Raw genomic sequence first — 21,399 nt, 5'->3', positions numbered from 1 at the left:
GTCTTGGGTTCGATGGAGGACATCAGCACGTCGCGGCGAGCGCCCTTCGGCTCGAACCCGACGGTCGGCGACACCGGCCGAGCAACCCAACAGCGCATCCTCGCGGCGGCCGGCCAGGCCTTCGCCGAACACGGCTACGCGCGCACCAGTGTCGAGGCGATCACCGACATCGCCGGCTGCTCGCGACCGACCTTCTACCAGTACTTCTCGGGCAAGGAGGACCTGCACCGCCGACTCGCCACCCGCTTCGGCGCCGACCTCGCCGATCTGCTCAACCACATCACCGCGATCACTGCCGACCGAGCCGGACGCGACGAGCTGCGGCGTTGGCTCGATGGGCTGGCCGACGTCCACGATCGGTATCGCGCCGTCGCCGACAACTTCGCCGCGTCCGTCCGCACCGACGACCTCATGGTGACGGGCTCACGGACGCTCAGCGAGGCGTTCCGACGCCGCCTCTTGGCGGTGATCGAGGATGTGCCGACCCGCTCGGAGCCGATCGAGTTGTGCACGACTGCGGTCAACTCGATCGCGTACGGATCGGCGGTGTTCCGCACCCGCCTCGGCGGACCCAGCAAGGCGCGACTCACCGACGCCGCAGCCGATGCCACGCACCGGATGATCTATGGCGCAATCGATGACGTGAACGTCGGCCCGCGGGTTCCGGGCCGGTCTCGCCGCCATCCGGCACCGCGCCCGACGGTGATCGACGACGGCGCCGACCGTCCGACGCGCGGCCAGGCCACCCGTGCTCGATTGGTCGATGCGGCCGCAACCGCGTTCGGCACGCTCGGCTACGAAGCCGTGCGAGTCGACGACATCGCCACCGAGGCCGATGTGTCGCACGGGACCTTCTACCGCTACTTCACCGACAAGGACGACGTGTTCACCGAACACGTCGATGCCACGACCGACGAGGTGGTCGCCCTTCTCGATACGTGGCCGGTCGCCGCCGGTGACGAGGTCCGCTGGGCCACGGCGTACTACGAGCTGTTCGCCCGCCGGGGCGGCATCATCGCCTGCCTGCCCGAAGCACAGACAGCCGGGCTCGAGTGTGCCGCGCGATCTCGTCACGAAACGGCGCAGGCCCTGCGCCGCGCCCTCGACACCCGCGAATTCGGCGACACCGAGGCCGACGTCGTGATCTGCTTCGCGTTGCTCGAGAATCTGCCGTCGGTGGTGTTTCGCGCCCTCGGGTTGTCGGTCGACGACGCGATCACCGCCACTGCGCTCGTCATCCGTCGCGGGATATTCGGGGCCGACTAGGACTCGGTCGACCTCGCGACAGTCGTCGCCAGAGCCCCCAGCCGCCGCCGCAGCTTCGCCATCGACGGTTCGTCGTACTTCAGGCCGTGGGGCCCGAGCAGCAGGAGATCGGCCAGCAGCCCGGGATCGCCGTCGACGTCGCGGAGCCTGGCGATGAGGGCGGCGCGAATCCGGTGGTTCACCACCTCGACGACCGGCTTCGCGTGACCCGCCTTGGCCTCGATGAGGTCGCTGCCGTGCTGCGTTGCCCGGAGGGTCTCGGCCATGTCACCGAACCAGCGCTGCAGGAAGCCGTCGAGCTGCGATTCGAGACCGACCTCGTCCTCCAGGCAGGCGATCGCCCGATCCGCGGCGTCGTCGAGGATGCGCCCGAGCATGGCCCGGAAGATCTCCTCCTTGTTCGCGTAGTGCTGGTAGAGGGCGGGGCGCGACATCCCCGCCGCTTCGGAGATGTCGACCATCGAGGTCCGGGAGAAGCCGTAGGCCGAGAACTTCTCGAGCGCGGCGTCGAGGATCTTCGTCTGCTTGTCGCCGTCGGCTGGGGCCATGCGCCCATGATGGCGGATCGACAAGTGTTCGACAAGCTGACATGTTGTGCGTATGTTGTCAGAACGTCATCCATACAGGAGCCAAACATGACCCGTCTCGGCTATCAGATCCCCAACTTCACCTATCCGGGCGTCGCCGCCAACGACATCTTCGACACTGTCGTCGCGCAGGCGAAGGCCGCCGAGGCAAGTGGCTTCGACCGCGTGTTCCTGATGGATCACTTCTACCAGCTGCCCGGAATCGGTGATCCCGACGACTACATGCTCGAGTGCTACACGACCCTCGCGGCGCTGGCCCAACACACGGACACCGTGCGCCTCAGTGCGCTCGTCACCGGCAACACCTACCGCAATCCCGCCGTGCTGGCGAAGACGATCACTGCGCTCGACCACGTGTCGCACGGGCGGGCGACGCTGGGGATCGGCAGCGGCTGGTTCGAGCTCGAGCACGATGCCTATGGCATCCCGTTCAACAGCTTCACGGAACGCTTCGAGAAGTTGGAGGAGGCGCTCAACATCATTCTCCCGATGCTCCGTGGCGAACGGCCGACCCTGCACGGCGAGCACTACAAGGTCACCGACGCGATCAACTCGCCCGCCCCGGTGTCGAGGATCCCCGTCATGATCGGCGGCAACGGCGAGAAGAAGACGCTGCGGATGGTGGCGCAGTACGCCGACGAGTCCAACCTGACCTGCGAGATCGCAGAGGTCCCCCGGAAGCTCGATGCACTCGCCGCTCACTGCGAGTCGCTCGGGCGCGACCGAAGCGAGATCAAGGTGACCAAGCTCGTGATGATGGTCATCGGTCGGACCATGGAGGAGGCACGGGCCAGCGTCGACACCTTCATCGAAACCCACGGGTGGCCGGCCGAGGTCGCCGAGCTGATGGCCCCACGGATGACCCTCGGCGGCCCCGACGAGATCGGTGAGGCCATCCAGCAGATGGTCGACGTGGGAATCGACGGTGTCACCCTCAACCTGGCCGCGAATGCCCACGACCCCGAGCTGGTCGCCCTCGCCGGCGAGACGGTGGGACCGATCATTCCGACCTGATCCCGCCCGTCGGATCAGCCCCCCTCGCGTGCCGTCTGGAGTGAAGTCCGTCACCGCGCTAACGTCCGGATCTAACACCAGCGTCAGGTGCGTCACCGCATCCGGCTCGATCACTTCCTTGGGGGAAAGATGCATCGACGACTGCACGGAATCAGCGCGGCACTCCTGTCGCTCTCGCTCCTGGCGGCCGCCTGCGGCAACAGCGGCGACGACGACTCGGCGTCGACCGATGACTCGACCACGACGACGGCAGCCGAGTCCGACGACACGACCCCGCCCGACGACAGTGCCCCCGACGACAGCGCGCCCGACGACAGTGCTCCCGACGACAGTGCTCCTGAGGATGCCGCCGACCGCGACACCTTCGTCGCCCTCGAGGGCGTGCCCGGCGTGAGCGATGACGAGATCGCCGTCGCCGTGCTCGGATTGCGCGAGAACAACCCTCTCGGTACCTGCATCCTCGACTGCTATCTCACCGGTATCCAGGCTTACTTCGACTACCAGAACTCGCTCGGCGGAGTGTTCGGCCGCCAGCTCGTCGTCGCCGACGTGCTCGACGACGAGCTCGCACAGAACCAGGCGAAAGCCGTCGAGATCATCGCCAACGACGACACGCTCGTGACCTTCGGCGCCACCCTCAACCCGACGGGCTACGGCGATCTCGCCGATGCCGGAGTTCCGTTGTTCAACTGGGGGATCCAGTCACCGGTCAACAACGGCCGGGAGACCTTGTACCCGCATTTCGGTGTGCTCTGCGGCGACTGCACCGGCCGTGCGGTGCCTTACCAGATGCAGTTGGCCGGTGCGTCCACCGCGGTGTCGCTCGGCTACGGGATCTCCCCCGAGTCCCAGACGTGCGCGCTCAACAACGCCAACGCGATCGAGCAGTACAGCGACGATCTCGGCATCTCTTTGGCCAAGACCTACGACGGTCTCGAGTTCGGACTCCCCAACGGCATCGCCCCCCAGGTCTCGGAGTGGATCGAGCTCGGCGTCGACTTCGTAGCGTCGTGTCTCGATCTCAACGGAATGAAGACCATCGCCCAAGAGCTCGAGCGGCAGAACGTGCGTGACCAGATTACGTTGCAACACCCGAACACCTACAACGCGGAGTTCGTCGCCGAGGCGGGCGATCTCTTCGACGGCGATTTCGTGTCGCCGCAGTTCGTGCCGTTCGAGTTCACCGACCTTCCGCCGATCCAGCTCTACAACGAATGGGTCGACCAGCAGGGTGGCCCGACCGCCGAGCAGACGATGATCGGTTGGATGAACGCAACGCTGTTCGTCGACGGGCTGATCGCCGCCGGACCCGAGTTCGACCGTGAATCGATTGTGTCGGCGATCAACACGGAGTTCACCGCCTACACCTATGGCGGGCTGCTCGCACCGATCGACTGGTCCCGCCAGCACGAGACGCCGACCCCGGATGACCGGGTGACGCACGGCGCTGCGCAGGAGTGCTTCAGCATCGTGCAGATGGAGGGCGGGGCCTTCCAGACGATCACCGACCAGCCGTGGCTGTGCTGGCCCCAGGAAGACCGATCGTGGCAGGAACCCGTGCAAACGACGTTCGACTGACTGACACGACCCGACTCACGAGACGCGCGCTGTGATCCTTGCTTCGTTCGGTGAAGACCTGCTGCGCGCCCTGCTCCAGGGCACGCCGCCGGGTACCGTCTACGCGCTGATCGGCCTGGGCTTCGTCCTGACCTACAAGACGTCGGGGGTGTTCAACCTGGCCTTCGGTGCGCAGGCCTACATCTCGGCGGCGATGTTCTTCAAGGCCCGTCAGGACTGGGAGTGGGGCATCGTGCCCGCGCTGATTCTCTCGGTCTTCGTGCTCGCCCCGGCCATCGGACTCGTCCTCGAACGCCTGATTTTTCGAAACCTGCGCACCGCATCGGCCGTGTCGAAACTCGTGGTCGCCATCGGCCTGAGCGTGGCACTACCGGCGCTGTTCGAGCTCGTCGCCAGCTACAAACCCGTCGCCGGACGTACACCCACCGGCATCGTTCCCGACGGCGCTTCGGTGTTCTACGACCCGTTCGGTGTCTATCCCTTCAGCCGGGACGAACTCGCCCAGATCATCATCGCCGTCGTCGGCATGATCCTGCTCGGCGCGGTGTTCAGGTTCACCTCCGCCGGACTCTCGATGCGCGCGGTCGTCGAGAGTCCGCGTATGACCGAGCTGGCCGGAATACCGGCCGATCGGGTCTCGGCCCTCGCGTGGGCGATCTCGAGCATGTTCGCGGGAATGGCCGGGGTGCTCATCGCTCCTCGGCTCAACACCCTCATCAGCGCCGATTTCTTCACGCTCGTGGTCGTCGCCATGGCTGCCGCCGCGCTCGGTCGACTCGTGAGCCTGCCCCGTGCCCTGATCGGCGGGATGGCCCTCGGCTGGTTCATCGCGGTGTTCAACACCTTCCTGCCCCGGTGGGCCGACGACTACACGTGGCTCGAGCCGTTCAAGGACAACCTCACGCCATCGCTGCCATTCGTCGTCCTGTTCGCGGTTCTCGTCTTCTGGCCGGCGATCCGTCGTTCGATCGACGCCGCGGATCCACTCGCCGGCGTCGATCCGCCACCACCGGCGCTCGCCGCCTCGACACGCCACCCGCTTCTCACCCTCCAGACCCGACTGTTCTCGATCGTGTTCCTCTCGTTCGTCGGCTGGCTCGCCTTCACCCAGGCCGATCAGCGATGGGTGTTCCTCATCACCCAGGCCGTGATCCTGGCCACGATCTATCTCTCGATCACGGTCATCACGGGCCTCGCCGGCCAGATCTCGCTGTGTCAAGGCGCCTTCGGAGCGATCGGCGGGTTCACCGTGTTCCAGATGGCCGATCGCTACGAGATGTCGGTGCTCCTCGCCGCGATCATCGGTGCGGCGATCGCCGCGCTCGTCGGCGCATTGCTCTCGCTGCCGGTGCTGCGACTCGGTGGCGTCTGGCTGGCGATCGCCACGCTCGCCTTCGCATTCTTCTTCGACGCGGTGATGGTGAAATTCTCGTGGGTCGGTGGCGGTTCCACCGCGCTGCTGTCCGGGGCCCAGGTTCCCCGCCCGGTCCTCGGGCCGTGGGACTTCGGCGCCTCCGACCGAGCATTTCTCGCGCTCGCCATCGCCGTTTTCGTGATCACCTCCCTCGCCGTGATCCAGCTGCGCGAGGGAACGATCGGCCGCACGTTGCGGGCACTGCGAGGCAGCGAAGTCGCCGCCGAGTCCATCGGCATCTCCCCGGCCCGAGCGCGGATCATCGCGTTCGCGGTCTCGGCCTTCATCGCCGGTCTCGGCGGCGCAATGCTGTCGATGCACCAGCAGAACGTGAACTACGCGCAGAACTTCTCGCCCGTCGCCGCCCTCTTCTGGCTGGTGCTCGTGGTCTCGCTCAGCGCCCGGACCGTCGAAGGTTCTGCCCAAGCAGGGGCTGCATTCGCCTTGTTCGGACCGCTGATTCTCGAGGGTTCGCTGTTCGCGTGGATCCTGCGTGCCGAGGAACGGTTGCCCGGCTTCTTCCCCATCTCGGCCAAGTGGCGTTTCGTCCTCTTCGGCTTGACCGCAATCCAGTTCGCCCGCCACCCCGAGGGAATGCTCGAATTCGGTAAACGGCGAGCCACCCGAAAACGCAACGAGCGGTACCACGCCCGTGATGCAGAACGAGCGGCGGAGAACGCAAACCTGGCCGAGGCATCTTCATGACCGCCATCCTCGAAGCCCGCGGAATCTCGAAAACGTTTTCGGGCGTTCGGGCCCTCGACCGCGTCAGCATCGACGTGATGGAGGGTGAGCGAATCGGTCTCATCGGACCGAACGGCGCGGGCAAGACCACGTTCTTCAACTGCCTCCTGGGGATCCTGACACCCGACGAGGGCACAGTCCGCTTCCTCGGCCGCGACATCGGAAAGCTTCCGGTCAACCGGCGGGCACGCGCCGGAATCGGCCGCACGTTCCAGCGCATCGAACTCTTCACCGACTCGACGGTGCGCGAACACCTCCTCATCGCCGAACGGATCCACAACGGCTCCGGTGCGTTCTGGAAGGACCTGCTCGGCATGGGTCGACCGACGACGGCCGAGATCGATCGCTGCGATCAGGTGCTCGCGCTGCTCGGACTCGACGGACTCGGCGACGAACCGATCGAAGCGATGAGTCTCGGGCAGGGCCGACTCGTCGAGGTCGGCCGAGCGCTCATGACCGAGCCCAGACTCCTCCTCCTCGACGAGCCGTCGTCGGGCCTCGATCGTGAGGAGACGGCCGCATTGGCCGCCACGCTCCGCTCGGTCCAGGCCGAGAAGGGGTTCTCGATCCTCCTGGTGGAGCACGACGTCGAACTCGTTTCCGGCTTCACCGATCGGGCCTATGTCCTCGACTTCGGCAGCCTGATCGCGGAAGGTCCGACCACGGAGACCCTGCAACACCGCGCCGTCCGCGAGGCCTACCTCGGCACGCTGGAGGTCGAGGGATGACGACCTCGCCGATTCTCGAACTGCGCGACGTCGAGGCGGCCTACGGACCGTTCCGCGCACTCTTCGGCATCTCGCTGGCAATCGAACGGGGCAGCGCGGTGGGTATTCTCGGCCCCAACGGCGTCGGCAAGACCACCCTGGCCCGAGTCGCCTCCGGGTTGGTGAGCGCGTCGTCGGGCTCGGTGTTCGTCGACGGTGTCGACATGACCGACGCCAAGACCTACGAGTTCGCCCGCGCCGGCATCGCGCACGCGCCCGAGGGTCGCTCCGTCTTCGCGTCCTTCACGGTGCAGGAGAATCTCGAGCTCTCGTTTCGGCGAGCGCTCGGTCGGGCCCGGGTCGGCGAGGCACTCGCCCGGGCCTACGAGCTGTTCCCCAGGCTCGGGGAGCGCCACAAGCAGGTGGCCGGCACCCTGTCCGGCGGTGAGCAGCGCATGTTGTCGCTCGCTCGAGTGCTGGTCGAACAACCCCGTCTGCTGATCGCCGACGAACTCTCGCTCGGCCTCGCCCCCATCATCATCGACGAGGTCTACGAGACACTCGCCGGCATCCGGGGTTCTGGCACCGCCCTGTTGATCATCGAGCAGCACGTCCAGCACGCCCTCGCGCTCTGCGACCACATCGCGCTGCTCCAGCATGGCCGCATCGGCTGGGAAGGTCCCGCCGCGGGCGCCGCCGAGATCGTGGTCAGCCACCTCTTCGAAACCGGGAGTACGGACCACTAGGGAGACACTCCGTGACCAAGCCACCAGCGAACACCGTCGAGTTCGACCCGTTCAGTCGTGAGTACTTCGACGATCCCACCGCGATGTACGCCTCGTTGCGTGCCGACGCTCCCTGCTTCCACAGCGAGCGATACGACTTCTACGCCTTCAGCCGCTTCGACGACTGTGTCGCCGTGCATCGCGACACCGCGAACTTCACCTCGACCCACGGGCTGACCTACGAGCAACTCACCAACCCCGATCATGACGACAGTTTCAACTCGTTGATCATGATGGACCCTCCGCAGCACACGAGGTATCGCAAGCTGGTGTCCCGCTCGTTCACGCCTCGGGCGATGGAACGCTACGACCGACTCGTCCGCCAGCAGATCCGCAAGTATCTCGAGCCACTCGTGGACGCCGATGAGTTCGATCTCGTGAAGGACTTCTCGGGTCCGTTTCCCGTCGAGGTGATCTGCGCGATTCTCGGGGTACCCGAAGCCGACTGGCAGATGATCCGCCACCAGACCGACGCGATGTTGCACCGCGAGGAGGGCGAGGCGTTGGGCAGTGCAGCCCAGGCCGAAGCGGCGATCAACCAGGCGGTGTACTTCATCGAGTTCGTCTCCGACAAGCGATCCCATCTCGGCGATGACCTCACGTCCACGCTCATCGAGGCCGAGGTCGAGACCGAGACGGGCGAGGTGGCGGCGCTGACCGACGAGGACATCGCCGGGTTCATCTCGCTCCTCGGTGCCGCCGGCAGTGAAACAGTCACCAAGGCGGTCGCGAACGCGGGGGTGCTGTTCCATCGCAACCCCCGCGAGTGGGACAAGCTGAAGGCGGATCCGTCGAAGACGGCCGGCGCGGTCGAAGAGGTGCTGCGTTACTGGGCACCCTCGCAATACCAGGGCCGCCTCAGCGTCAACGAGACCGAGTGGCACGGGGTCACCGTCGAAGCCGGCAAACCCGTCTTCATCGTCACCGGCGCGGCCAACCACGACGAGCGCGAGTTCGGCCCCGACGCCACGGTGTTCGACATCGACCGCGAGCAACGGCTCGCCATCAGCCTCGGCCACGGCATCCACACCTGCCTCGGTGCCGCGCTCGCCCGCATGGAGTGTGTGGTCGCAATCGACGAGATCCGCCGGCGCTGGCCGAACTACTCGATCGATGAGGCGCGCTGCGAGCGCGTCCAGATGAGCAACGTCGCCGGTTACCGCTCCGTCCCCTTCTCGACTTCCTGACTGCGAGCTCGCCCCGCGTCACCGGCGTTTCGTCAGTTGTTCTGCTTCTTCATCTCGCTGAGATTCATGAGGACGGGATACCCGTTGACGCTCAAGGCGTTGCCGTGGCCGACGGTGTGCATGTCGAAGCCGGACTGCAGCGCGGTGTAGAAGCCCTGGATGTCCTGGGTCTGGTTGACGATGCGCTTGGCCTGGGTGAGGGCGAACGGATGCATCTCGGCGATCTCGCGAGCGAGCTCCATCGTCTGGTCCATGAGCTCGTCGAGGGGCACGACCCTGTTCACCATCCCCAGCTTCTCGGCCTCCTCCGCCCCGAACCGGCGAGCCGTGAAGAGCATCTCCTTGGCCTTGCGGGGGCCCACCTCCCAGGTGTGGCCGTGGTACTCGACGCCACCGATGCCCATCCGCAGCACCGGGTCGGAGAAGTGGGCATTGTCGGCGGCGATGATCAGGTCCATCGGCCAACAGAGCATCAGGCCACCGGCGATACAGGCGCCCTGCACCGCGGCGATGGTCGGCTTCGGAATGTCGCGCCACTTGCGGCTGTAGCCGAGATAGTGCACCCGCTCCCACTCGTAGATGGCCTGGAGGCCGCGCTCCTCCCAGTCGAGCTGGCTGGACTGCTTGGCCTTCTCGGGATCGGCGTTCTCGCCGATCGCGTCGTCGCTGCCACTCATGTCGTGGCCCGATGAGAAGTGCTTGCCGTCGGCGCGCAGCACGATGACGCGCACGTCGGGGTCGTCCGCGGCTGCGGTGAAACAGGCGTCCATCTCGTCGAGGGTCTGTTGGTTCACGGCGTTGGCCTTGTCGGCGCGGTCGATCGTGACGATCGCAACCGGGCCGTCGACCGCGTAGCTGGTGTGGCCGAGGTCGCTCATGTCGACGGGATTGGGCATTGGGTCCTCCTCAGGACGCTGCGGCCAGATGCGGCGGTTGCCAGCCGCCACGTATCAAGCCATAGATGTTGGTGAAATTCGTGATGATCTCCTCGGGCAACGGCACCACGCCGCCGAGTTGTTCCGCGCCGGCGACGATTCTGGCCGTGTGTTCGACCACCGCCGCGGTGTGGAGTGCATCCTCCGGCGACTTCCCCACGCACAGAAGTCCGTGGTTGGCCATCAGCACCGCACCACGATCACCGAGATGGCAGACGACCTCGTCAGCCAGCTCCTCGGATCCGGTGGTGCGGTAGGCGGCCACCGGCACGTCGCCCCCGACGTAGACGATCACTTCTTCGATGCAGGCCGGGATGGCCTTGCGGGCGATGGCGAACATCGAGGCGTGCGCAGGGTGACAGTGCACGACGCCACCGATCTCGGGGAACGTCTGGTAGCAGCGCAGGTGCATCGCCTTCTCGCTCGACGGCCGTGCGGAGCCCTCCACGATCTCGCCGTCGAGGTCGACGATCGCCAGCCCCGACACCACGATGTCGTCGTAGGGCACCGACGACGGTGTCATCGCCACCGAGCCGTCGACGAGTCGGCCCGAGACGTTGCCTGCCGTACCCACCACGAGGCCGGTGTGGAACATCTTGAGCGCCGTGTCGACCACGGCCTGCCGGACATTGGTCATCCGAGTACCTCCGGATTCGTACAGTGGGTCGGTCGTTCGCCGGCGAGGATCGCCTTCACGTCGGCCACGATCATCTCGCTCTGGCGGGACTCGACGTCGAAGGTCGCTCCGCCGATGTGCGGGGTGAGCACCACATTGGAGCGGCCGAGCAACGGGTGCCCCTGCGGCAGCGTCTCGCCGTCGACATGGTCGAGGGCCGCACCGCCGAGGTGCCCCGAGTCCAGCGCGCCGAGCAGCGCGTCCGTGTCGTGCAGAGCGGCCCGCGCCGAGTTGAGGTAGACCGCGCCGGGCTTCATGCGGGCGAACCGTTCGGCGTTCATCATCGCCGTGGTGTCAGGCGTGACCGCGGCGTGCATCGACACGACGTCGGCCTCCGCGAGCAGGTCATCGAGATCGTGGGTTGCGTCGTCGGCGAAGGGGTCACTCGTGATGACGCGCATGCCGAGACCCTCGAGGCGCCACCTGGTCGCCCGGCCCACGGCACCGAGCCCGACGAGTCCGGCGGTGCGGCCGGCGATCTGCCAGGCCCGATAGCGCTGGTAGGGAAGTGTCTCGCCGTAGACGGTGCCGTGGGTCATGTCGTGGTGCCCGGGCACCACGTGGCGGGTGAGGGCCATGAGCATGGCCACCGTCATCTCGGCGACGGCATCGGCGTTGCGGCCGGGCGTGTGGAGCACGGGGATCCCCGCCGCCGTCGCGCCCGCCAGATCGACATTGTTCGGGTCGCCCCGAGTGGACCCGATCAACATCAGCGGGAGGTCGAAGACCGGGCCGCTGCAGAAGTCGGCCTCGCAGATCAGGATCGTCGCCCCCGACTCGGCGAGCCGCGCCGCGAGGTCGTCGGGACCGTGGAGCTTGATCGGCCGATGCTCGATCCACGGGTCGAACTCGACATCGGCGATCTCGCACAGCTCGTCGAACGCCGGCCCGCGCAGCGGGGCCGTGACGAGAGCAATGGGCCGGGACATGACGCAGACGTTAGTTTTGTCCCGGGGAAAGAGGGAATCCATGGGTGAACTCACGGTCGGCATCGATATCGGCACGACGTCGGTGAAGGCGGTCGCCGCTGCCGCCGACGGAACCATCGTCGCCCGCACGCGGATCCCCCACGACCTCCACGCGCCGGATGCCGACACCTTCGAACACGACGCGTCCACCGCGTGGATCGACGGCGTCCTCGCCGCGTGGGATGCGGTGGGCGAGAACCGCGACGTCGCCGCCGTCACGGTGTCGGCCATGGTGCCGTCGCTGTGCGGCGTGGACGACCGGGGTCACCCCGTCACTCCCGGCCTGCTCTACGGCGACCATCGTGGCCGAAGTGAGCAACCCGACACCGGGGGCGGCGGCGTGGAGGGCGAGGTCGTCGGCTTCTGCCGGGCACTCTCCGCGGCCCCGGGGGTCGCCGCGCTGTGGCCCGCCCAGGCCGTGGCCAACCATGCCCTTTGCGGCGTCGGCGCGATCGACACCTCGACCGCCATGACGATGGCACCGCTCTTCACCGGCTCGGGGTGGGACCCCGAGCTGATCGCCGAACTCGGTCTCACCGACGAGCGACTCCCGGCGTTCATCCCGGGCACCACTGCGATCGGCGACCGGAACGGCGTGGCCGTCTCCGGCGGGACGATCGACGCGCTGGCCGAGCAGACCGTGGCCGACGCCACCGAATCCGGCGATGTGATGGTGATCTGCGGCACGACGTTGATCCCGTGGGCGCTCACCACCGAATGGATCGAGGTCGACGGCCTGTGGACGATCCCCTACTCGGTGCCGGGACTCATCGCGATCGGCGGTGCCAGCAACGCCGGCGGCCTCTTCATCGATCATGTCCGCCGGCTCACCGGCGACCCCTCCCCCGCCGATGTCCTCGCCGTCGCACCCGACCGGCGGCCGGTGTGGGTCCCCTACATCCGCGGCGAACGTACGCCCTTCCACGACCCCGGTCGTCGCGCCCAGCTCCTCGATCTACGGGTGGGCCACGATGCGGCGGCCACCCTGGCCGCGGCCTACGACGCCGCGGCGTTCGTCGTCCGCCATCACCTCGACCTGGCCGCGGCCGAGCTCACTGCCTCGGCGGCGACACCGACACGGATCGTGGCCGCCGGCGGCGGCACTCGCTCTTCCGCCTGGATGCAGGCACTCGCCGACGGCACCGGACTCCCCGTCGACGTGACCGCACAGCCCGAGGGCGCCGCACTCGGCGCCGCCTTCACCAGTCGCCTCACCGCCGGTCTCCAGGCGGACCCGATGCCGAGCCGATCATGGCGGCGCACGAGTCACCGTGTAGAACCACGGGCAGATCATGTCGACGCGGCAACGACCCGCTACATCCGATTCCGAGAGGCTGTCGATCAGTGAAGTACTCCGTCACCTACCCGCTGGTCACCCACCCGTACAACCCCGAGTTCCTCCGCAAGGACGGCCTCGTGCGTTTCGCCACCGCCGCGGAGAACGCCGGGTTCTCGGGTGTCGGGTTCACCGACCATCCCGCGCCGACCACCCGCTGGCTCGAGGGCGGCGGCCATGACGCGCTCGACCCCTTCGCGGCGCTGGCATTCGTCGCCGCGGTCACCGAGCGGATCCGCCTGATCCCGAACATCGTCGTGCTCCCCTACCGAAACCCGTTCATCGTCGCGAAGGCGGTTGCGACCATCGACGCGCTCTCCGACGGCCGGTTCACGTTGGCCGTCGGCACCGGCTACCTCAAGGGCGAGTACAAGGCCGTCGGCGTGGATTTCGACCAGCGCAATGTCATCTTCGACGAGGCGATCGACGTGCTCCGCGGCGTGTGGACCGAGGACGACTTCGCCTACGAGGGCAGCGACTTCACCGCCTTCGGGCAGACGGTCAACCCCCAACCGGGCCATGTACCGATCTGGATCGGCGGCAACAGCAAGCTGTCCCGTCGCCGGGTCGCCACCTCGGCCGACGGCTGGGTGCCGTTCCCCGCGCCCCGCACGCTCGCGGCCACGGCGAAGACGCCGGCGCTCGAGACCGTCGACGACCTCGCCGGCATGCTCGACTACCTCTGGCGCCATGTCGACGAAGCCGGTCGAGACCGGGCCGCGATCGACATCAGCTTCGGGACCGACGCGGGCGGCGCGCCCGGCGACGATGACTTCAACGCCGATCAGCACCTCTCGGCACTCGACGAACTCGCCGCCCTCGGCATGAACTGGTGCGGCGTGAACGTGCCCGGCGACTCGATCGACCACGCGGTCGAGGCGCTGGAGCGCTACGGACGCGACGTGATCGCCGTCAGCTGAACTGATCGGCGCTGATGCCACAGCCGTCGAGGGCAGAGCCCAACGCGGCGAGGTCGTCACTCGACGTTGCGTCGGCGCCCTGCTGAACGAGCGCGCCGAAGGCCAGGAGCATGTCGATGTCGAGAGCGGTGAGCATGCACTCGGCTTGTTCCGTGGTCAGACGACCGTCGGCCGTCATCCCGGCGATGAACGCGTCGCGCCCGAACTCGGATTCGAGGACTGTCTCTAGACCTTCCGGGGTACCGAGGAACTCGCCCAGGGCGTCCTCGAGCGCGTCGTCGGCGGCGCCGGCGCCGGTCTCGTCGACGCCGTCGAAGACGCCGCCCCCGATACCGCAGACATCGGCGTCGTAGGCCTCGAGTCGCATCTGTGCCTCGTCGAGCGCGGCGTTCTCCGAGATCGCCTCCAACTCGTCGCTGACCGCGAAGAAGTCCCAGTCGGCCGCGGCGAGGGTGGGAATGAACTGCTCGTCGAAGGCGGTGAGGATCGCCTGGAGGTCGTCGCGGATCTCGGACGGCGCCACGTCCACGGCCTCGGCCAGACGGTCGCGGTTGTCGACGAAGTAGGCCTCCATGCCGGCTGCGTCGACGTCGAAGGGGTTGAACTCGGCGTCGATGGCGTTCTGGGCCGTGCTCAGCTCGCAGTAGGTCGAGTCGGCGTCGCCCGACATCTCGCCGCTGTCGTCGCCCGTGTCGTCGTCGCCGGCGGTGTCATCGGTGGTGTCCGCGTCATCGGCATCGGTTTCCGTGCCCTCGTCGGCGGGGACCGTGGTGTCGGGGTCGGCCGAATCACCGTCGTCACCACATGCGGCGGCGACCAGTGAGACAGCGAGGAGGATGGCGAGAAGCGGGAAGATCCGCAGTCGGCGGGAGGTGTGGAGTTCACTCATGACCGACAACGGTACACCTGGTCATGCCCACGACGTGGTCACTCAGGAGGCCAGGCCACACACGTCGGTGTCGAACGTCTCGATCACCGCGATCGCCTCGTTCATCGGGTCGGAGACCGCCGGATCCGCGGCCCATGCCTCGACCGATGCGAGCCCGGTTCCGAGGTCCCACGCGGCGCGTTCGAGCAGGCGGGCGACCTCGTCGAAACGGTCGGCCACGAGGACGACCGAGTCGACGATCTCCTCGGGGGCCGATGCCTCGAGACGATCCAGATCGGCGACCAGCGTCTCGTAGTGCGTCCGGGCCTCGTCGGGCGACGCCCCGGTCGACACCTCACTGCGTCCGGCGACCTCGGTGGCGACCGCGCAATAGGCCTCGAACCGCGCCGGCACGGCATCGGCGGCACCGATACCGCACTCGGTTGCCGCGTGTTCCTCGAGCCGGGCGTCGGCATCGAGATACTCCGGGTCCTCGTAGATGAGGGCGAGCTCGACGCCCACGTCGGCGAGATTCCAGTCGACCGCCTCGAGCGCTGCCACGGTGGCGGCGAGCGCGCGGCGCTGCACGGCGAGGTCGTCCACGATCGTCTCGGGTGCGACCACGTCGGCCCGATCGGCGAGTGCGGTCATGGACCGGTAGAACTCTGCGGTCTCCTGCGGGCTCGCGGTGGCGACGTCGAATGCACCGGCCCGGGAGTTCTCCGCCACGGCCACCTCGCAGTAGTCCAGATCGGCGATGATCGACGCCGCCGCCGAGGACATGGTCGGGTCCGCAACGGACGGTGCGTCGGCGGGCTGATCGTCGGATCCGCCGCAGGCCGACGCCAGCAGCACGACCACGAGTAGACCGGCCAGTCGGGGAAGCATGCGCGGCACCCTACCGATGCCCAAGGTGTCGACGGGATCAGGGATCGCGGGGCAGACCGAGGAGCCGTTCGCCGATCACGTTGCGCTGCACCTCGCTGGTGCCCCCGGCGATGGTCAGACTTCGGTTCCACAGGAACGAGGCCACCCATCCCGACGCGTCACCCGACGCGGCGGCCGCATCGGCCCCGAACAACTCGACGCCGGCTTCCTGCACGTCCTGGTCGTGGATCACCCCGATCAGCTTGACCACACTGGCTTCGGGGCCGGCGTCGGCCCCGACGAGCGCACGGATCGTCATCCGGCTCCGCAGTGCGCCGAGCGCCGACTCTCTCGCCAGCAGCCGCCCGACCATTGCCTCCTCGTGTGGCGACGAGTGGTCGCCCAACAGACCGGCCAGCGCCAGCACGCCGGCGCCGATCGACGCGCCGGACCCCATCGAGACCCGTTCGTTGGCCAGGGTCGTCCGACCGGCCCGCCAGCCGTCGTCCACCGCGCCGATCACACAGTCGTCGGGTACGAACACATCGTCGAAGAACACTTCGTTGAACCACGCGTCGCCGTTGATCTCCCGCAGCGGGCGCACCTCGATGCCCTCGCTCGTCATGTCCACGAAGAAGCAGGTGATGCCGTCGTGGCGCGGCCGGTCGGGCGACGTCCGGGCGAGACAGATGCCCCAGTCGGCCGAGTGGGCCATCGAGGTCCACACCTTCTGACCGGTCAGTCGCCAACCGTCGCCGTCGCGCACGGCCGTCATCCGCAACGAGGCCAGGTCCGACCCCGCCTCGGGCTCGGAGAAGAGCTGACACCACATGATCTCCTGGCGCAACGACGGCCCGACCCAACGTTCCTGCTGCGCGTCGGTCCCGTGGGCCAGCAGCGTGGGGAGTACCCAGGCGGCCACCTGGAGATGGGGACGGCGAACCCCGGCGGCGCGAAACTCCTGGTCGATCACCACCTGTTCGACGGCGGTCGCGCCGCGGCCCCACGGCACCGGCCAATGCGGCGCCAGGTAGCCCGCGTCGGCGATCCGGCGGTTCCACGTGTCCTTGGGCGACGCAATCAGTGCGTCGAGCCATGCCCGTACCCCGGGACGGATCGACTCGGCCTCGTCGGGCAGTTCCATCGGCAACGACCGCTCGACGCCGAGCGCGACCAGTTGTCGCACCTGGACGGCTCGCGACGTCGCCTTCGGAAGGAGCGCTCGGGTCGCCAGGGCCCGACGGAGGAAGAGGTGGGCGTCGTGCTCCCACGTGAACCCGATGCCACCCAGTACCTGCACGCAGTCCTTGGCGACGCCCACGACGGCATCGGGCACGATGCTCCCCGCACAGGCGATGGCGAGCCGCTGCTCGTCGGCGGGGCCGCCGCGCACGGCATCCCAGGCCGCCGCCCGGGCCAACTCGAGCGCGGCGAGCATGTCGGCGCACCGATGCTTGACGCCCTGGAACTGGCCGATCGCACGGCCGAACTGCACCCGATCGCGGGCGTACTCGGCCGCGGTGTCGACGCACCATGCGGCCAGCCCGACCGCCTCGCTGCACGCCAGCGCCGTCGCCAGGTCGACGGCCCGTCCGGGCGGCAGCGTGAACCGGTCGCCCGCGTCCGCGGCGACCGTCACGTCGGCGACGCCCCGCACGACGTCGACACCCCGGGTCGGACCGCACTCGCACGAATCGGCGGCGACCGCTCGCCATCCCTCGCCCGTCGGCACGATCACCACGGCCGCGCCCTCGGCGCCGAGCACGTTGCGGAACACGCGACCGTCATCGGTCCCCGCGAACGCCACGGCCGCGGTGGCGCCCGCCGCGATACGGGGGATCCATTCCGCCGCCACGTCGGCACCGCCGGTGGGCGACTCGGCCTCGTTCAGGACCGCCACTGCGATCGCCGTGGCCAACAGCGGACCCGGCATTCCCGCCCGCCCGGTCTCCTCGAGCACCACGGCCAGGTCGGCGAGGGTGAACCCCTGACCACCGTGCTCCTCGGCGGCGTGCAGCACCGGCCAGCCCATTGCGACCATCTCGGCCCAGAAGTCGGGGACCGGCGCGCCCCCCTCCTCCAGCCCGACGCGACGACCGACGTCGCCGACGTTCGCAGCCGCCCAGCGGCGGGCGGTGTCGGCCAGCGCCGCATGATCCGCAGTGATCCCGATCGACATCAGCCATGCTCCTCGGAGGCAACGTCCTTCGCCCATGCGTAGTCGCCCTTGCCGGTGACCTTGCGGCGGACCTGCTCGACCACCACCAACGCACGCGGCACCTTGTAGCCGGCGATGATGCTGCGGCAGTGATCCGCCAGATCCTCCACCGATGGAGCCCGGGCGCTGTCGACCAGGCTGACCACCGCGGCGACCCGGGAACCGAAACGTTCGTCGGGCACGCCCACCACGAGGGCGTCGAACACCGCCGGATGCCCCTTCACGGCGGCCTCGACCTCCTCGGGGAACACCTTCTCGCCGCCGGTGTTGATCACCATCGAGCCGCGCCCGAAGACCGAGATGGCGCCGTCGGCCTCGATCGTCGCGAGGTCGCCGGGCACCGAGTAGCGGACCCCGTCGATCGTCGGGAAGGTGGCCGCCGTCTTCTCGTCGTCGTTCCAGTAGCCGAGCGGGATCCAACCGCGCCGAGCCAGCCGCCCCCGCTCCCCCGAACCGGGTTCGAGAGGACGACCGTCATCACCGATCACGGTGGTGTGCTCGTCGGCCAGCAGCCGCAGCGGGCCGCGCCCGTCGGGCGCGCGCACGATCCGCCCCTGCCCGCCGGTCTCCGACGCACCGAACCGGTCGATCACCTTCGTCGCCGGCATGTACTCCTCGAGCTCGGCCTTCACCGCCGGCGACAGGATGGCACCCGACGACGACACCAGGCGCAGGTCCGCCAGATCGTAGAGCTGGTGATTGAGCCGCAGCTCGGCGGCCAAGGGGCGAGCGACCGCATCGCCGATGATCATCAGGAACTCGGCCCGCTCGTCGGCGGCCAGCCGCAGCGCCGATGCCGCATCGAGTGAGGCATCGACGGTCAGCAGGCAGGTGCCGCCGGTGAGCAACGCGGTGAGCGCGATCCACTGGGCACCACCGTGGATGAGTGGGCACAAGGGCAGTCGTCGGGTGATGCCGGTGCCCTGGGTGACGAAGGCGCCGATGTCGTCGGGCGACGCCAGCTTCGCCAGTCCCTGCCTCGGCGCACCGGTGCCGCCGAGCGCACCGAAGAACACATCCTCGTGGCGCCACACGACACCCTTCGGCATGCCGGTGGTGCCGCCCGTGTAGAGCAGGTAGCGATCATCTGAGGACCGGGCTCCGACGTCGACGGGCGTGAAGGGCGCCCCTTCCAGCGCGGCCTCGTAGTCGTCGCCGATCGTGATCAACGGCCGGTTCCCGGCCGCGGCGACAGCCTCGTCGCGGACACCGGACTGGGTGAACACGGCAGTGACCTCGGCATCGTCGAAGACATACGCGAGCTCGTCGGCCGTGTACCGGAAGTTCGCGTTGATCGGTACCGCCCGGAGCTTGAAGATCCCGAGCGTGATCTCCATGAACTCCATGCAGTTCGTGGCGTGCACGGCGACGTGATCGCCGGTGCCGATCCCCATGCCGTGCAGCACGTGGGCGACCTGGTTGGCCCGGCGATCGAGTTCTGCGTAGCTGCAACGCCGCACCGGTTCGTCGACCCCGCCGGTGACCACGGCGTCCTGGTCGGGCAGCGCCTCGGCCGCCCCCTCGAAGAGGTCGGCGAGGTTGAAGCTCCGGGTCATCGCCATCGGCTCACGGTAGGAGCTTCGGCACGGTCGCGTCAGTTCGCCAGCGCCGGTTGGAGTTCGTCGACCAGCAAGGCCATCTGTCGTTCGACGAGTTCCTCGGGCATGCCCCCGATGGACCCCCACAGGTAGAGGTGCTCGACCGGAAGCCCGTCGCACATCGCGGTGACGCGCGCGGCGGCCTCGTCGACGGTGAGGATCTGCAACGCGCCGATCACGCCCGAACCGCGTCCTTCGCGCACCTCGTCGACGGTGAGCATCCGTGGGGTGTGACCGGATCCCTTCGCCGCGTTCTGCCGGTAGCTGTTCAGCTGATGCGTGCGGTGCGGGAGGATCTGCTCGAACATCTGCTCGGGGTCGTCGGCCAGCACGAAGTCGACGACACCACCCATGCGAGCGGTCGAGGGGGGATGACCGGCCTCGGCCAGCGCGTCGCGATAGATCGGCCAACTGTCGGCGTTCCACGTCAACAGTCCGACACCCAGACGACCGGCCCGCCGTGCGCCCACCGGACCGAGATAGCCGGCCCAGACCGGCAGTGGATCCTGCACCGGTCCGGGCGTGCAGCCGCCCTCGGCGAACAGCCGGGGGATCTCGGCCAGCGCATGGTCGGTGGCGTGATAGCGCTCGGCCAGATCGGCGCCGAACGCCTCGAACTCGGGCGCGACATAGCCGGCGCCGAGGCCGAGCTCGAGCCGACCACCGCTCACGATGTCGACGATCGCCGCCTGCTCGGCGACGGCCACCGGATGGTGCAACGGTGCGATCACCACGCCGGTGCCCAACCGGCACTGCTGCGTACGGGCGGCGATGGCGGCCAGCGTCGTGAGCGGCTGCGGCAGATAGCCGTCCTCCACGAAGTGGTGCTCGGTGACCCAGAGCGACCCGATGCCCTTGCGGTCGGCCTCCTCCATGAGTTCGAGGTGCCACGCGTAGTAGGCCGCCGGGCCACGCCGCCACTGTTCGGGATTGCGGAAGTCGAAGTAGAGACCGAGTGTGGGGCTCATGAATCGCCATCGAGGAGGGTCGGATCGGCCCGAAGCTCTGCCCGCACGGCCGCCTCCCAGAAGCCGATGAAGCGGTCGCCGTCGCTCTGCCGGAACATGTCGGCGGCCTCGGTGCCGAGGTGCGATCGCAGATCGCCGCCCGCGGCGATCGCCTGCGCGTGCCAGGCCCGCTGAGCCCGCTGCTCGAGCGCCACGCAGCGCTGATGCGCGGCCCGCACCGACACCGCGGTGACGAAGACGCCGTGACCGGCGAGAAGGGCCATGTCGGCGTCGCCCATCAGCCTCACCGCCGCAGCGGCTGCGTCGGGATCATTGGCGGCACCCTCGTATTCGTCGACCACGACCAACTCGCCGCCACCGAGCGCGGACGACTGGTCGAGCACGGGTGGCACGGTCGCGACATCGGCCCAGACCGTCGCGTGGAGCGGATGGCTGTGGACCGCCACCTGCACGTCGGGACGAGCGCGGTGCAGCGCGAGGTGCAGGGGGATACCGAGCGGCACCGGCCAGTCGTGGCCGTCGGTCGATCCCTCGACGACGTTGCCCTCGAGGTCGATCGCGATGATGTGCTCGGGGAGCAGTTCCTCCCAGTGGAGCAACCACGGGTTGCACCAGAGCGTGCCGTCGCCGCGGTTGATCGTGATGTGACCGGCCAAGTGGTCGTTGTACCCCTCACGCCACAGCGCACGGGCCAGGAGCACCAGCTCGGCCCGCGGCGAGAGCTCGGGCATCAGGTTCGACGGGGTCGGTTTCACGGGCATGC

General features: G+C 68.3%; 19 protein-coding genes. 9 read left to right on the top strand and 10 right to left on the bottom strand.

What is annotated here, in order from left to right:
* Window positions 1–12: 12 nt before the first annotated feature.
* Window positions 13–1,266 carry a TetR/AcrR family transcriptional regulator gene (locus RIB98_12870; protein MEQ8841865.1) on the top strand — a complete coding sequence of 418 codons (1,254 nt, stop codon included), beginning with the start codon at window positions 13–15 and terminating at the stop codon, window positions 1,264–1,266.
* Here the strand turns inward: RIB98_12870 and RIB98_12865 are convergent.
* Window positions 1,263–1,814 (bottom strand): helix-turn-helix domain-containing protein, encoded by a 552-nt coding sequence (locus tag RIB98_12865; GenBank protein MEQ8841864.1) that lies wholly within the window; start codon window positions 1,812–1,814, stop codon window positions 1,263–1,265. The genes RIB98_12870 and RIB98_12865 overlap by 4 nt on opposite strands.
* 87 nt (window positions 1,815–1,901) lie before the next feature.
* Between RIB98_12865 and RIB98_12860 the strand changes: the two genes are divergently transcribed.
* From RIB98_12860 to RIB98_12835, 6 genes are all read left to right on the top strand, one after another.
* Window positions 1,902–2,867 (top strand): LLM class F420-dependent oxidoreductase, encoded by a 966-nt coding sequence (locus tag RIB98_12860; GenBank protein MEQ8841863.1) that lies wholly within the window; start codon window positions 1,902–1,904, stop codon window positions 2,865–2,867.
* Window positions 2,868–2,996: 129 nt separating this feature from the next.
* Entirely contained in the window at window positions 2,997–4,445 is a 1,449-nt protein-coding gene (locus RIB98_12855; GenBank protein ID MEQ8841862.1) for an ABC transporter substrate-binding protein, read from the top strand.
* A 31-nt stretch (window positions 4,446–4,476) separates the two neighbouring features.
* Entirely contained in the window at window positions 4,477–6,564 is a 2,088-nt protein-coding gene (locus RIB98_12850; GenBank protein MEQ8841861.1) for an ABC transporter permease, read from the top strand.
* The gene (locus RIB98_12845) at window positions 6,561–7,331 is read left to right on the top strand and encodes an ABC transporter ATP-binding protein (protein MEQ8841860.1); all 771 of its coding nucleotides are present in this window, start codon (window positions 6,561–6,563) and stop codon (window positions 7,329–7,331) included. Before RIB98_12850 ends, RIB98_12845 begins: the two co-directional genes overlap by 4 nt.
* On the top strand, window positions 7,328–8,056 hold the full coding sequence (locus tag RIB98_12840; GenBank protein ID MEQ8841859.1) for an ABC transporter ATP-binding protein: 729 nt from the start codon (window positions 7,328–7,330) through the stop codon (window positions 8,054–8,056). The genes RIB98_12845 and RIB98_12840 overlap by 4 nt, the downstream gene beginning before the upstream one ends.
* An 11-nt stretch (window positions 8,057–8,067) precedes the next feature.
* Entirely contained in the window at window positions 8,068–9,282 is a 1,215-nt protein-coding gene (locus RIB98_12835) for a cytochrome P450 (protein MEQ8841858.1), read from the top strand.
* A 32-nt stretch (window positions 9,283–9,314) separates the two neighbouring features.
* Here RIB98_12835 and RIB98_12830 read toward each other — a convergent pair whose 3' ends face one another.
* From RIB98_12830 to RIB98_12820, 3 genes are read right to left on the bottom strand one after another with little or no spacing between them, the layout of a single operon-like run.
* On the bottom strand, window positions 9,315–10,178 hold the full coding sequence (locus RIB98_12830; GenBank protein ID MEQ8841857.1) for an enoyl-CoA hydratase: 864 nt from the start codon (window positions 10,176–10,178) through the stop codon (window positions 9,315–9,317).
* 10 nt (window positions 10,179–10,188) lie between these two features.
* A complete protein-coding gene (locus RIB98_12825) occupies window positions 10,189–10,854 on the bottom strand; it encodes a class II aldolase/adducin family protein (GenBank protein ID MEQ8841856.1) in 666 nt (221 codons plus the stop codon).
* Window positions 10,851–11,822, bottom strand: a complete 972-nt coding sequence (locus tag RIB98_12820; protein ID MEQ8841855.1) for an NAD(P)-dependent oxidoreductase — start codon at window positions 11,820–11,822, stop codon at window positions 10,851–10,853. Before RIB98_12820 ends, RIB98_12825 begins: the two co-directional genes overlap by 4 nt.
* Before the next feature lie 40 nt (window positions 11,823–11,862).
* Between RIB98_12820 and RIB98_12815 the strand changes: the two genes are divergently transcribed.
* Entirely contained in the window at window positions 11,863–13,209 is a 1,347-nt protein-coding gene (locus RIB98_12815) for an FGGY-family carbohydrate kinase (protein MEQ8841854.1), read from the top strand.
* Window positions 13,206–14,117, top strand: a complete 912-nt coding sequence (locus RIB98_12810; protein MEQ8841853.1) for an LLM class F420-dependent oxidoreductase — start codon at window positions 13,206–13,208, stop codon at window positions 14,115–14,117. Before RIB98_12815 ends, RIB98_12810 begins: the two co-directional genes overlap by 4 nt.
* Here RIB98_12810 and RIB98_12805 read toward each other — a convergent pair.
* Genes RIB98_12805 through RIB98_12780 form a run of 6 tightly spaced genes read right to left on the bottom strand, consistent with a single transcriptional unit; the run spans window position 14,110 to window position 21,397 of the window.
* Window positions 14,110–15,006, bottom strand: a complete 897-nt coding sequence (locus RIB98_12805) for a hypothetical protein (GenBank protein ID MEQ8841852.1) — start codon at window positions 15,004–15,006, stop codon at window positions 14,110–14,112. The genes RIB98_12810 and RIB98_12805 overlap by 8 nt on opposite strands.
* A 42-nt stretch (window positions 15,007–15,048) precedes the next feature.
* Window positions 15,049–15,873: a hypothetical protein gene (locus RIB98_12800; GenBank protein MEQ8841851.1), complete on the bottom strand. Its 825-nt coding sequence runs from the start codon at window positions 15,871–15,873 to the stop codon at window positions 15,049–15,051.
* Window positions 15,874–15,910: 37 nt separating this feature from the next.
* Window positions 15,911–18,031, bottom strand: coding sequence for an acyl-CoA dehydrogenase (locus RIB98_12795; GenBank protein ID MEQ8841850.1), 2,121 nt, complete (start codon window positions 18,029–18,031; stop codon window positions 15,911–15,913).
* A complete protein-coding gene (locus RIB98_12790; protein MEQ8841849.1) occupies window positions 18,031–19,632 on the bottom strand; it encodes an AMP-binding protein in 1,602 nt (533 codons plus the stop codon). The genes RIB98_12795 and RIB98_12790 overlap by 1 nt, the downstream gene beginning before the upstream one ends.
* Window positions 19,633–19,664: 32 nt before the next feature.
* Complete coding sequence (locus RIB98_12785) at window positions 19,665–20,636, bottom strand: LLM class flavin-dependent oxidoreductase (protein MEQ8841848.1); 972 nt, start codon at window positions 20,634–20,636, stop codon at window positions 19,665–19,667.
* Window positions 20,633–21,397 carry a class II aldolase/adducin family protein gene (locus tag RIB98_12780; GenBank protein ID MEQ8841847.1) on the bottom strand — a complete coding sequence of 255 codons (765 nt, stop codon included), beginning with the start codon at window positions 21,395–21,397 and terminating at the stop codon, window positions 20,633–20,635. Before RIB98_12780 ends, RIB98_12785 begins: the two co-directional genes overlap by 4 nt.
* Window positions 21,398–21,399 lie beyond the last annotated feature (2 nt).

The organism is Acidimicrobiales bacterium, from assembly GCA_040219515.1.
In the GTDB taxonomy this organism is placed as follows: Bacteria; Actinomycetota; Acidimicrobiia; order Acidimicrobiales; family Aldehydirespiratoraceae; genus JAJRXC01.
Note: the sequence above shows the minus strand (reverse complement) of the source record. Positions and strands in the feature narration are given on the sequence as shown.